We start from the raw sequence: 11,715 nt of genomic DNA, 5'->3' as shown, positions 1-11,715 counted from the left end.
TCCGCCAGATTTCCGAGAGTTGGAGCAATCCGCCCCCGGGCAGGTCGAGGCTAAACCACAGTGCGAGCGCGCCGCCTCGGTCGAGCGCGAAGGACGGAACAATAAATGGCGCTTTTTTCCCGCTTTTTCAAATTCATGTCTCACGATCTCGCGATCGATCTCGGGACCGCCAATACGGTCGTGTACCTGCGCGGACGCGGCGTCGTCCTGAACGAACCGTCGGTCGTGGCGGTCGAGACTCTCAACGGCGTGAAGCGGGTCAAGGCAGTTGGTGACGATGCCAAGCTGATGATGGGCAAGACGCCAGGCTCGATCGAGGCGATTCGCCCGCTGCGTGACGGCGTCATCGCCGATATCGATGTGGCCGAGCAGATGATTTCGCACTTCATCCGCAAGGTGACCGGGCAGCGCAAGTTCATGCGCTGGCCCCAGATCGTCATCTGCGTGCCCAGCGGATCGACCAGCGTCGAGCGGCGCGCGATCCGCGACGCCGCGCAGAATGCGGGCGCGTCCCAGGTCTGGCTGATCGAGGAACCGATGGCCGCCGCGATCGGTGCCGACATGCCGGTGACCGAGCCGATCGGATCGATGGTCGTCGATATCGGCGGCGGCACCACCGAAGTGGCGGTGCTCTCGCTGCGCGGCCTGGCCTATTCGACCAGCGTCCGCGTCGGGGGCGACAAGATGGACGAAGCAATCGTCTCCTATGTCCGCCGCAACCATAACCTGCTGATCGGCGAAGCGACGGCGGAGCGGATCAAGCAGGAAGTCGGCGTCGCCAAGCCCCCGGTCGATGGCATCGGCCTGACGATTCACATCAAGGGTCGCGATCTGGTCAATGGCGTGCCCAAGGAAATCCAGATCAATCAGGGCCAGATCGCGGAAGCTCTGAGCGAACCGGTCGGCACGATTGTCGAGGGCGTCCGCATCGCGCTTGAGAACACCGCACCGGAACTTGCCGCAGACATTGTCGATCAGGGTATCGTCCTGACCGGCGGCGGCGCGCTGCTCGAAGGGATTGACGAAGTGCTCCGCGATGAAACGGGTCTGCCTGTCACCGTCGCCGAAGACCCGCTTACCTGTGTGGCGCTCGGCACCGGTCGTGCGCTAGAAGATCCGGTGTTTCGCGGCGTTCTGCTCGCGGTCTGATCCAGAGGGGGGAGAATGGCGCCGCCACTGAACCGGCGCCCCGGGTTTTCGCGGCGGGCGCAATATGGGCTCTTCATCGGCTATGTCATCGCGGTCGTCGGCGCGCTGATCGGCGTGGCGCTGCTGTTGCTGTCGACTCTCAATCCCCCTGCCTATGCCGTCGTCCGTGGCGCCTTTTCCGAACTGGTGACCCCGATCGCCTCGGGACTTGACTGGACGCGCCGCGGTATTTCCGGCGTTCCAGGCGGGGTTTCGAGTTATTTTGGCGTGCGGTCGGAGAATGCCCGGCTGAAGGCGGAGCTCGACGCCAACCGCACGCTGGTCGAACGCGCGCGCGTCGTCAGCCAGGACAATCGCCGCCTGCGCGCGATGCTCAAGCTGCGCGACCGCGTCGCCAACCCCGTCGTCGCGGCCCGGCTGGTCTATGCGACGGGATCGAGTACGCGCCGCTTCGCAACGCTCAATGCAGGCAGCTGGCAGGGGGTTCGCGTTGGCCAGCCGGTACGCGGTCCCGACGGGCTGATCGGCCGTGTGGTCGAGGTCAGTCCCAACACTGCCCGCGTCCTGCTGGTTCTCGATCCTGAAAGTATCGTCCCGGTACGCCGGATCAAGGATGGCCTTCCCGCCATCGCCGCCGGGCGCGGCGACGGATTGATCGACATCCGGTCGGCGGGCGCGGCGCAGGTCCTGTTCGAGCCGGGCGACGGGTTCGTGACATCCGGCACCGGCGGCATCTTTCCCCCCAATATCGCCGTCGCGATCGTCACAGAGCGCGCACGCGACATCGCCCGTGCCAAAGCGACCGTCAGCCCCGACACGCTCGACTACGCCCTGGTCCAGCAGGCCTTCTTCCCTGAGGCGAGCAGCGTGCGTGCGCGGGAAGCAGCACCGCAGTGAGCGGAAGCCCCTATCTGGGCCTTGGCCGCCCTGACACTTCGAGACGCGCCAACTGGCTCGCTCCGCTCACCATCGTCATCGGATCGCTGATCACGCTGATTCCGTTCAAGGCGTCGTTTCCGATCCTGCCGCCCTTCGGCCTGCTGCTGCTGCTTGCCTGGCGGCTCCACCGGCCCGATCTGCTCAAGCCATGGGCGCCGGTGCTGCTGGGCTTTGTAGATGATCTGGTCAGCGGTCAGCCGCTGGGAAATTCCATGTTTCTGTGGACGGTGTCGTTCATCGCCATCGATGTGCTAGACACACGCATCGTGTGGCGTGATTTCCTTCAGGACTGGCTTCTGGCTGCAGGAGCGATCGGCTTTTGCCTGATCGGCGGGCGTTTGATCGCGTCGCCGCTCGGATCGCATGTCGATACGATGCTGCTGATCCAGATCCTCGTCTCCATCGCGCTCTTCCCCCTCGCCGCGCGGCTCGCCTCCCGCCTCGATCGCCGAAAGCGCTCGCTGTGAACGGCCCGGTGCGGATGATTACCGACGCGCAGCAGAACTACAGCTTCTCCCGGCGCGCAATGGTCCTCGGCGGCGGCCAGGCCGCGCTGGGCCTGATTCTGGCCGCGCGCATGACCTGGCTCTCCGTGTACGAGAACGACAAATATAAGCTGATGGCGGAGAGCAACCGCGTCAATCTCACGCTGATACCGCCCCGGCGCGGCTGGATCGTAGATCGCCATGGCGTGCCGATCGCCAACAACCGCACCGATTTCCGTGTCGACATCATTCCCGACCGGCTGGAGGACAAGGATCGCGTGCTGGGGGCGCTACGCGGCCTGCTTTCGCTCACGGCGGAAGACATGGAGCGGATCACGAAGGACCTGAAGGGCGCCGCCGGCTTTCGCCCCATTCAGGTTGCCGAAAATCTCGACTGGGAACGCTATGCGGCGGTCAGCGTACGCTTGCCCGAACTGCCTGGCGTCGCCCCCACCCGCGGCTTTGCGCGCAACTATCCGGCGGGTGCGGCGGTCGGCCATCTGATCGGCTATGTCGGCACGGCGACCCAGGAGCAGTTCAAGGAAAGCAAGGACCCGCTGCTGCTGACCCCCGGCTTCAAGCTCGGCAAGGACGGCGTCGAAAAGACGATGGAAGACCGGTTGCGCGGCAAGCCCGGCGCGAAGCGGGTCGAGGTCACCGCGCGCGGCAAGCTGGTGCGCGAACTCGCCACCCGCCCCGATGAGCCGGGCCAGACGCTGCGCCTCACCATCGATGCGGGGCTTCAGGAATTTACCGCTCGCCGCCTCGGCAATGAATCGGGATCGGTGACCGTGTTCGACGTCACCAATGGAGACATTCTCGCGCTGGTGTCGATGCCCTCCTACGATCCCAATGCCTTTTCCGACGGGATCAGCACCACCGAATGGAAGATGCTGTCGGAGGACGATCATCTCCCGCTGATGAACAAGACCTTCCAGGGTCTCTACCCACCCGGGTCGACGTTCAAGCCGGCGACCGCGCTCGCCATTCTGGGCGCGGGCGTGGACCCGGAGCGGGTCGTTTACTGCAATGGCGGCTATCAGCTCGGCAATCGTCGTTTCGGCTGTCTCGGCCGTCACGGCCCGATGACGATGCACACCGCGATCGCGCGCAGTTGCAACACCTATTTCTACACCATCGGTCGTGAGATCGGGATCGATCCGATCGCGGCGGCTGCGCGCAAGCTTGGCTTCGGCGAAGAGTTCGATTTGCCCGTCCCCTCCCAGCGCTATGGCACCGTCCCCGACACCGCGTGGAAACGGCGGCGTTACAAGCAGGACTGGACCCAGGCTGACACGCTCAACGCCTCGATCGGTCAGGGCTATGTCCTGGTCAGCCCGTTTCAGCTCGCGCTTGCCGCCGCCCGCATTGCGTCGAGCCGCGCCCTGCTCCCCTCGCTCGTCATCGGCGATCCCAGGCCGCCGCTGCGCCTCGACTTCCCCGAGGAGCATCTCGCCATCGTCCGCGCGGGAATGGACGAAGTGGTGAACGGCCGTGGGACCGCTGGCGCGTCACGCCTGCCGCTGGACAACATCCGCATGGCGGGCAAGACCGGCACCGCGCAGGTACGCCGGATCATGGACAGCAATCGCGGCCAGGGCGGCGAATGGAAGTATCGCGACCACGGCCTGTTCATCTGCTTCGCCCCGGTCGATAATCCGCGCTACGCCGCGTCGGTGGTGATCGAACACGGCATGGGCGGCTCGCGCGCCGCAGCCCCGGTGGCAAAGGACGTGCTGACCTGGTTGTTCGACCGGCAGAAAGCGCTGGATTCGCTCGCCCGGTTCGAAGCCGAATGGGGCGGCGATATCCGTACCCGCATGGCCGCAAAGGAGGCCGCTTATCGCGCCGCCAACGGCCTTCCCCCGCTGGCTCCTTCCGCAGCCCCCACACCCGAACCCGCCCCGTCGGCGACGCCCGCAGCGGAGCCTGCGCGATGAGCAATATCGGCCCCGGTTTCGTCCCCGCCCCCGTCATGCGCCTCCCCTGGGGGGCGCTGCTGCTTGTCGTGGCGATCGGGGGATTCGGCACGGCGATGCTCTACTCGGCGGCAGGCGGCAGCCTCGGCCCCTGGGCGCTCAGCCATGGCGCGCGCTTCTCGATCTTTCTTGCGATCGCGCTCGCCATGTCGCGCGTGCCGGTCGACTGGTACCGCCAGCTTGCACTACCGGCCTATGGCATCTGCCTCGTGCTGATCATGCTGACCGAGTTGATCGGCCATGTCGCTGGCGGCGCGCAAAGCTGGCTCGACCTCGGTTTCATGCGGCTTCAGCCATCGGAGTTGATGAAGCTCAACATCGTCCTCGCGCTCGCCCGCTTCTACGAAATGCTTCCGGTGGGGGAGACGCGCAAGTTCGGTGCGATCTGGCCCGCCGCGATCATCATTCTGCTGCCCGCCGCACTCGTGCTGATCCAGCCCGATCTGGGGACGGCGATGATGATCATTGCGGGGGGCGCGACGATGATGTTTCTCGCAGGGGTTCCGGTGCGGCTGTTCATTGCCGGGGGCCTCGCCGCTGCGGTCGCGATCCCGCTGATGATCAACTACGGAATGCAGGAATATCAGCAAAAGCGCGTGCTGATTTTCCTCAACCCGGAACAGGATCCGCTCGGCGCGGGCTATCACATCACCCAGTCGAAGATTGCGATCGGATCGGGCGGGCTGTTCGGCAAGGGGTTCGGCAACGGTACCCAGGTGCATCTCAACTATCTTCCCGAAGGTCATACCGACTTCGTCTTCGCGCTGGTCGCGGAGGAATTCGGGCTGGTCGGGGGCGTCGCGCTGATCGCCGCATTCATCGCGCTGTGCCTGTGGGCGATCGGCGTCGCAACGCGCGCCAACAGCAAGTTCGAGCGCCTTACCGCCGCCGGCATTTCCGCGACGATCTTCTTCTATGTCGCGATCAATCTGCTCATGGTGATGGGTCTCGCGCCGGTGACGGGCATCCCCCTCCCCCTCGTCAGCCATGGCGGATCGTCTATGATGACAGTGATGTTCGCGATCGGCATCCTCTTCGCGATCGACCGCCAGAACCGCCACAGCGCCAGAACCGCGCGCTGGTAGCGACAATTTTCCAACAAAGAGTGTTGCAATCCCGTTTCACGCCCGCTATCGGCGCCACTCCCGAACGCGGCGAGCGCCCGTAAAGACGCTCCCCGCTCCGGAACGGACGCATAGCTCAGTTGGTAGAGCAGCTGACTCTTAATCAGCGGGTCCTTGGTTCGAGCCCAAGTGCGTCCACCATTTCCTTTCAGTCACTTAGTTCGGTTGTTTGCCACCAGATGGAAGCTATTTCGGCCTCCACTGTGACCATTTTTGTGACCTGCCGCCGTCCGATTTCCGAGGGGACCGTTGTGTCCCGATCTGGCCTCAAAAATCAGCTGGTCGGCATAGGGCGCCAGATGCTTGACCGACATGTGCGCGTAACGTCGCACCATCGACTCTGACTTCCAGCCTCCGAGCTCCTGAAGCACCCAGGTGGGTACGTCATTCTGCCGGAGCCAGCTCGCCCATGTGTGCCGCAGATCATGCCAACGAAAGTCGCTGATCCCGGCACGCTTGAGCGCCCCGCGCCACGTCCTGGTGTTCACCTGACCCAGGGGCTTGCCCTTGTAGGTGAACACGTGTGGACTTTGCTCTCCCATCCGCCGCTCGAGTACCGAGATCGCCAGATCGTTGAGCGGAACGCCCATCGCCTCGCCATTCTTGGTCTCGCCGTGCCCGATCGTGACAATGCGGCGGGTGAGATCGACCTGCTCCCAGGTCAGCCTCTTGATATTCCCCTGCCGCAATCCAGTTGCGAGCGCGAACAGCATCAGGTCCTGCTGGTGAGGCGGTAGTTCCTCCAGGAGACGTTCGACCTGTGCGTGGGTCAACCAACGCACGCGCGGCCGCTCGTTCTTCCCATAGGTCCTGAACGCTGGAATATGCTCGAGCCACTCCCACTCGCGCATCGCCTTCCGGAAAATGGCGCGGATCAGCGCCACATAGAGATCCTTCGTGCGATCCTTTCGGCGGGCGAGATGGCGCGAGATGATCCCGTCGATCATGTCCCGGCTCACCTGGTCCAGCATCTTGCCGCGCAAATGCTTCGTGAACCAACGGATCCGGCTCACATCGTCCCGATAGGACTTCTTGTGTACCATTTCCTTCAGCCATCGAAGCGCCGCTTCGTCCCAGCTGCGCCGGGGCTTTCGCTTCAAGCGGGCAAGATCCCACAGCTCGGCCTTTAGCTTGTCGTGATATTCCTCGGCCTTCTGCCTGTCGGACGTGCCAGTAGATCGTCTAATGCGCGTTCCGTCAGGTGCTGTGAGCTTGACGTAGTAAATGCCTGCACGTTTCCAGAGTGCCATGGCTCTGCCTCCTTATCGTCGGCACTCAGCTGCATCCGTGCACTGCCAGGATATCCGGCTCGAATCGCGGCAACAAGGTCATCGTCGAGAAAACGCCATTCCCGACGGAATTTGGAGGCGGGCACGACGCCACGAACCGCGTAGCTGCGCATCGTATTGGGATGCACCCTGAGAAAGGCCGCTGCCTCCTTGAGCGTGAGCAGCTGCATGCGCCGCTCATCCCGCCTTGTCCGGGTCCAACCCCTTCCTCGCCTTTGCGAATGCACGATCGCCATCGAGGAACGTGGCCAGCATTGCCGGGACGAGTTCGGCGACCGGCTCGCTATGACCATAGGTCTTTTCGTAGATCACGGCATAGTCGCCCAGCGCCGCGGCGAGATCGGGAGACACGCTGATGATGATCTTGACGGGGGTGCGCTCGGGGAGCCTCGCGAGCTTGAGATCCGTGCTCATCGCTCGACCACCCGCCAGGGCCGCAGCACGATGTCCTTGTGCACAACCACGCGAAGCGGCCAGCCCGGTCGCACGCGGATCGTCGGCTGGATGTCGAGATTGCGCCCGACGAGCTGATCCCCTGCCCGCGCCCCGCTTTGCTGCGCGGACTCACGGAGCGCTTCGACGAGGTCGCTCTCGCCGGCAAAGCTCAACTCGCTCCCGAGGCCCAGGAGGGTCGACAGCGCAACCCCCTTGAGAAGCTGCCAGCTATGGCGATCGACGCGGTCCGCAAGACCTGCATAGCCCTGGGTGTCGGTCGCCGGTACATTGTCGATCCGCACCGAGAAGCCATCGGGCAGCAGGATGCGCTGCCAGACCACAAGCGCACGGCTCTGTCCGAACGCCACGACGCTGTCATAGCGCCCGACCAGGCGCGACCCTTGCGGGATCAGAACAGTCTGCCCGGTGACGCTGTCATGAACATTCTGCGTCACCTGCGCGGTCACGAGACCCGGCAGATCGGAATCGAGGCCGGTGATCAGGCTCGCGGCGATGATGCTGCCCGCGTGCAGGGTCCATGGTGACACCGGAGCCGCGAGGGCGTGCGGGTTGATGTCGTCCTCACCGCTGGCACGGCCGACCAGCGCATTCTTTCGCTGCTGCCCGTTCGGGTCACGTGCAAGACCAGTGGGCTCAGGCGCATTCGGCCCTGCCGGGCTTGTCGCGCCCGACAGGTCCTGGGCACCGCCCGGCCCGGCATGCGTCCGCGAACCGGCAAGCTGCAGCATCACGCCGGACTCACGCGCTGCCTTGCGCTCGGCTGCAAGCCGCTGGCGCTCTGCCTCGGCAGCCGCCAACACTGCCTGCGCATCATCGGGCGCCGGGACGGCACCAAGCTGCTCCTGGCGTCGCAAAATCGGCCGTCCAAGGTCGCCCGGCAAAGGCGGACCAAGTTTGGGGACATCGCCGTAGCTGGTGGGAGCCCCGGCAAGCGCGTCGTCGGGCATGCGACTGGCGACATCCTTGCCATCCTCGTCACCAAGCGAGGCGCGGAACGATCCTGGCTGGAGCGCGACCCATGCGATCCCAGCGACTGCACTGCTGCTCATGGCCGCTATCGCGATGATCGCGCCGCGCCGGAAGCGCACGATCCGTCGCGGTCGTCCACGCAGGACCAGCGATTCCGGATCGGCCTTGGGCGGGAGCTCGGGTTTGGACGGGAGCTCGGGTTTGGGCGAAGCTTCGCTCATGATGCCTTCTCCCGCCGACGGCGCGAGCGATCCTCACCCGTTCGGCTGATCCGCACGATCGCCTGCTTCTTCGTGCCAAGGCGCAATTCAGCCGCGCTGAACAGGCGATCGACGATGTAGAAGCGGCCCGCCATCCGGTAGTTGACGAGCTCGATGTCGCCCCGCTCCCCGAGCACAAACAGAGGTGGTGCCTCCCCGACCATGATGCCGGCGGGAAACTCGATGAATGTCTGTCGACCGTCATCGAATGCGCGAAGCGGACGCCATCGCGGTCGATCGCCGGTGATCGCGTAGTTGAAATCGAGCTGCTCGACGGCGAGCGCGGACGCCACCGGTCGCGCCGCCTCGGCCGCCGCCTGCTGACGGCGGAGCGCGATCAACTCGTCCTGGGGATAGGTCCAGGACAGCGCGGCCATCGCGGTCGACGCTGTGCTTTCGAGCTGGAGACGGTAGGCGCGGCGGTCGGTGGTGATGACGAGGTTGGTCGACAGGCCCGCGGCGAAGGGCTTGACCAGGATGTGGACACGCTTGGCCTCACCGCTGCCGCTCGTCGTGTCGCCGACCGTCCAGCGCGCCGTGTCGCCCGCGGCGACCGAAACGACCGCCTCGCCCGGTTGAAGCGTGATGTCGGTGACCCGCTCGGGCGCTGCAAACAGGCGGTAGAGAACACCCTCGCTGAACGGGTAGACCTGAACCGCATGAACAAAGCCGTGCGCGGCGGGCTCGCGTGTCGCCTCGCGGTTCGCGGCGCGCACGCGCAATTCGGCGCGCGAAGGTGGCGCGGGCTTCTTCCGGCTAACCGCACGGCGCGCCGCGCCGGGTGTCGGCGAGACCTTGACGGCTGGCCCATCGACAGGCTTCGCAGTTGTGGGCGCCAGCTGCCCGGCGAGCGGCGTCCCCGATTGGGCGAGTGATGGCATGGCGGCAAGGATGCCTGCCGCGACAAGAACGTGCTTCATGGCCGGATCTCCGGTTGGGGCTGGGATTGCTGGCCGAGACCTGGATCGAGGGGCGATCCAAGCGGAAGGTTCGCCGGCGGCGTCCGAACCGCGCTCGACGGTGATGCGCGGGTCGGCTGCGCCTCGGCAGGCGCCTCGAGCTCGCGGCTCCAGTCGATCGCATCGACATAGAGGCCGAGCGGGTTCTTGCGCAGCGCTTCGACCGCGCGCGGCGGCTGCAGCTTCACCGTCACGATCGCGGTCCAGCGTGACGTGCTCGCGAGGCTGCCGCGCTCATAGGCGCGCTCGGACCACTTGATCTGGAAGGAGGTCGGCGAAGCGCGCACAACACTCGTCACCTGGACCGAGACGGTCTTCTCGCCGATTGCGGCAAACGGGTCCGCGGCACGCGCATATTCCCCAAGCGCTATCGCGCCGCGCTTAGTGGCGAAATCATAGGCCTGAAGCCAGTTCTCGCGCATCAGCACCGCGTCGAGCGGACGCGAACGGATGTTGGTGATGAACCGACCGAGAAACCACGCGATCTGCGGGTCGGTCGGACGAAAGTCGCTCGCTGCAGGAGCAAGCGCGCGCCCTTCGCCGAGCTTGTCGACCTCGACGACATAGGGGACGACCCGGCTCTGGAGCGACTGCCAGACAAGCGCCGCCGAAAGCCCTGTGGTCAGAAACAGGCCACCAAATGCCATCAGTCGCCAGTTGCGCGCCTGGACGCGCGCCGAGCCGATCCGCTCGTCCCAGCGCTGCCCTGCGCGCTGATAAGGGGTCTCGGGTTCGGGCGTCCGCCCGTAGCGTTGCAGACTTCGTTTGAAGCGCATCAGTCCTTCTCCTTGATGTCGGGGCTGGCACCCTGACCGCCGCGGTCGCCGCCTTGGAGTGTGTGGATCGCCATCTGGCGGTGATGGCGGCGGGATTGCTTGGTCTGGAGGTCGCGCGCCCATCCGGGCATCGCGTCCGGTGTGTTGGCGCCCGCCGGGGGCGCAGCGGGCGACGAAGTAGAGGTCCCCGCCTGCCAGGCCGCGCGCTCGCCACGCGTGGCTGCGTCGCGCAAGCCGAACGCATTGCCGAGGCGCTGCGCGGCGGCGCCGCGCGCGGCTGACGCGACACCACGCAGGCCCGCAGCGGGTGACGACGAGCCGGAGGTTTCCTGACCGAGCTTGTAGGCGCTCGAGGCCGCCGACCCCATCGATGTGCCGGCGCGGATCGCGCCGAGCCCGGCCCCGGCAAGGCCGCTGGCGGCCGCTACGCCGACACCGCCGGCAACGGCTACGCCGCCAGCGGCGAGCGCCGAGGTGGCAACCGCTGCCCCGGCGCCCAGCTGAGGCGCCCCCGATACAAGGCCCGAGGCGATCCCGGGGCCGAAGATGCCAAGACCGAGCAGGGTCAGGCTTGCGAGCACCAGGCTCATCGCCTGGCCGATATCGGGCTCCTGCCCGTCGAGCGCGGTCGTGAACTCGGCAAAGAAATTGGAGCCGATACCGACGATGACCGCCAGCACCATGACCTTGGTGCCCGACGAGATCACATTGCCGAGGACCCGCTCGGCGAGGAAGCTCGTCCGCCCCCACAGCGCGAACGGGACCAGGATGAAGCCGGCGAGGCTCGTCAGTTTGAACTCGATGACGCAGACGAACATCTGCACCGCGAGGATGAAGAACGCGATGATCACGACCGCCCAGGCGAGCACGAGCACCGCGATCACCACGAAATTGTCGAAGAAGCTGGTGAAGCCGAGCATCTGCGAGGCCTGATCGAGCAATGGCCAGGCAGCGCTGAAACCGGTCCCGGCGAGGCGGCCGGGGCGAAGCAGGTCGTCCGCCGTCAGGGTTCCGCCCCCGGCGGTAAGGCCCGCTTGCGCGAATGAGCGGAAAATGATGTCCGCGAGCGCCGAGAAACTGTTCAGGATCAGCGCGAAGACCCCGACATAGAGGATCTTCCTGAGGAAGCGGGCAATGACGTCGTTCTCGCCGCCCATCGCCCAGAACAGCCCGGCGAGCGTGATGTCGATCCCGATCAGCACGCTGGTCAGGAAGCCCACATCCGGCCCCAGCAGTCCGAAGCCGCTGTCGATGTAGCGGATGAACTCGGCCATGAAGCGGTCGATGACGTTGAGGTCGTTCATTGGGACGCTCCTGTGATGCGGATGCC

At 65.6% G+C, this 11,715-nt stretch carries 11 protein-coding genes, 1 tRNA gene and 1 pseudogene; 6 read left to right on the top strand and 7 right to left on the bottom strand.

Annotated features, from left to right (window positions below; translation table 11 throughout):
- The first annotated feature begins 105 nt into the window (after nt 1-105).
- The 6 genes from FPZ54_RS03975 (at nt 106) to FPZ54_RS03950 (ending at nt 5,817) form a co-directional block, all read left to right on the top strand.
- A complete protein-coding gene (locus FPZ54_RS03975) occupies nt 106-1,149 on the top strand; it encodes a rod shape-determining protein (RefSeq protein ID WP_145845177.1) in 1,044 nt (347 codons plus the stop codon).
- Nucleotides 1,150-1,164: 15 nt separating this feature from the next.
- The gene (locus FPZ54_RS03970) at nt 1,165-2,046 is read left to right on the top strand and encodes a rod shape-determining protein MreC (RefSeq protein ID WP_145845176.1); all 882 of its coding nucleotides are present in this window, start codon (nt 1,165-1,167) and stop codon (nt 2,044-2,046) included.
- Complete coding sequence (mreD, locus tag FPZ54_RS03965) at nt 2,043-2,555, top strand: rod shape-determining protein MreD (protein WP_239019704.1); 513 nt, start codon at nt 2,043-2,045, stop codon at nt 2,553-2,555. The genes FPZ54_RS03970 and mreD overlap by 4 nt, the downstream gene beginning before the upstream one ends.
- On the top strand, nt 2,552-4,513 hold the full coding sequence (mrdA, locus tag FPZ54_RS03960) for a penicillin-binding protein 2 (protein WP_422396557.1): 1,962 nt from the start codon (nt 2,552-2,554) through the stop codon (nt 4,511-4,513). The genes mreD and mrdA overlap by 4 nt, the downstream gene beginning before the upstream one ends.
- Nucleotides 4,510-5,637: a rod shape-determining protein RodA gene (rodA, locus tag FPZ54_RS03955; protein WP_145845173.1), complete on the top strand. Its 1,128-nt coding sequence runs from the start codon at nt 4,510-4,512 to the stop codon at nt 5,635-5,637. The genes mrdA and rodA overlap by 4 nt, the downstream gene beginning before the upstream one ends.
- A gap of 104 nt (nt 5,638-5,741) precedes the next feature.
- Nucleotides 5,742-5,817 (top strand) — tRNA-Lys (locus FPZ54_RS03950).
- Nucleotides 5,818-5,828: 11 nt separating this feature from the next.
- Here FPZ54_RS03950 and FPZ54_RS03945 read toward each other — a convergent pair.
- The 7 genes and pseudogenes from FPZ54_RS03945 to trbL all read right to left on the bottom strand — a co-directional run bounded on the left by FPZ54_RS03945 (nt 5,829) and on the right by trbL (nt 11,689).
- Nucleotides 5,829-6,926, bottom strand: coding sequence for a tyrosine-type recombinase/integrase (locus tag FPZ54_RS03945; protein ID WP_145845172.1), 1,098 nt, complete (start codon nt 6,924-6,926; stop codon nt 5,829-5,831).
- Nucleotides 6,927-6,994: 68 nt separating this feature from the next.
- Nucleotides 6,995-7,135: pseudogene (locus tag FPZ54_RS20445) on the bottom strand (helix-turn-helix domain-containing protein); the annotation flags it as partial.
- Nucleotides 7,136-7,142: 7 nt separating this feature from the next.
- Complete coding sequence (locus FPZ54_RS03935) at nt 7,143-7,379, bottom strand: DUF2274 domain-containing protein (RefSeq protein ID WP_145845170.1); 237 nt, start codon at nt 7,377-7,379, stop codon at nt 7,143-7,145.
- Nucleotides 7,376-8,611, bottom strand: a complete 1,236-nt coding sequence (locus FPZ54_RS03930; protein WP_145845168.1) for a TraB/TrbI/VirB10 family type IV secretion system protein — start codon at nt 8,609-8,611, stop codon at nt 7,376-7,378. The genes FPZ54_RS03935 and FPZ54_RS03930 overlap by 4 nt, the downstream gene beginning before the upstream one ends.
- On the bottom strand, nt 8,608-9,570 hold the full coding sequence (trbG, locus tag FPZ54_RS03925; RefSeq protein WP_145845167.1) for a P-type conjugative transfer protein TrbG: 963 nt from the start codon (nt 9,568-9,570) through the stop codon (nt 8,608-8,610). The genes FPZ54_RS03930 and trbG overlap by 4 nt, the downstream gene beginning before the upstream one ends.
- Nucleotides 9,567-10,385 carry a conjugal transfer protein TrbF gene (gene trbF / locus FPZ54_RS03920; protein WP_145845166.1) on the bottom strand — a complete coding sequence of 273 codons (819 nt, stop codon included), beginning with the start codon at nt 10,383-10,385 and terminating at the stop codon, nt 9,567-9,569. The genes trbG and trbF overlap by 4 nt, the downstream gene beginning before the upstream one ends.
- Nucleotides 10,385-11,689 carry a P-type conjugative transfer protein TrbL gene (gene trbL / locus FPZ54_RS03915; protein WP_145845165.1) on the bottom strand — a complete coding sequence of 435 codons (1,305 nt, stop codon included), beginning with the start codon at nt 11,687-11,689 and terminating at the stop codon, nt 10,385-10,387. Before trbL ends, trbF begins: the two co-directional genes overlap by 1 nt.
- Nucleotides 11,690-11,715 lie beyond the last annotated feature (26 nt).

Origin of the sequence: Sphingomonas suaedae (genome assembly GCF_007833215.1) — a bacterium.
In the GTDB taxonomy this organism is placed as follows: domain Bacteria; phylum Pseudomonadota; class Alphaproteobacteria; order Sphingomonadales; family Sphingomonadaceae; genus Sphingomonas; species Sphingomonas suaedae.
This window is presented reverse-complemented; position numbering and strand designations above follow the sequence as displayed.

Excerpts from the sequence above, each read along its gene's own strand:
- trbF (WP_145845166.1), bottom strand. The coding sequence starts at position 10,385 with ATGCGCTTCAAACGAAGTCTGCAACGCTACGGGCGGACGCCCGAACCC.
- trbL (WP_145845165.1), bottom strand. The coding sequence starts at position 11,689 with ATGAACGACCTCAACGTCATCGACCGCTTCATGGCCGAGTTCATCCGC.
- trbG (WP_145845167.1), bottom strand. The coding sequence starts at position 9,570 with ATGAAGCACGTTCTTGTCGCGGCAGGCATCCTTGCCGCCATGCCATCA.
- FPZ54_RS03945 (WP_145845172.1), bottom strand. The coding sequence starts at position 6,926 with ATGGCACTCTGGAAACGTGCAGGCATTTACTACGTCAAGCTCACAGCA.
- FPZ54_RS03970 (WP_145845176.1), top strand. The coding sequence starts at position 1,165 with ATGGCGCCGCCACTGAACCGGCGCCCCGGGTTTTCGCGGCGGGCGCAA.
- FPZ54_RS03930 (WP_145845168.1), bottom strand. The coding sequence starts at position 8,611 with ATGAGCGAAGCTTCGCCCAAACCCGAGCTCCCGTCCAAACCCGAGCTC.
- FPZ54_RS03935 (WP_145845170.1), bottom strand. The coding sequence starts at position 7,379 with ATGAGCACGGATCTCAAGCTCGCGAGGCTCCCCGAGCGCACCCCCGTC.
- rodA (WP_145845173.1), top strand. The coding sequence starts at position 4,510 with ATGAGCAATATCGGCCCCGGTTTCGTCCCCGCCCCCGTCATGCGCCTC.
- FPZ54_RS03975 (WP_145845177.1), top strand. The coding sequence starts at position 106 with ATGGCGCTTTTTTCCCGCTTTTTCAAATTCATGTCTCACGATCTCGCG.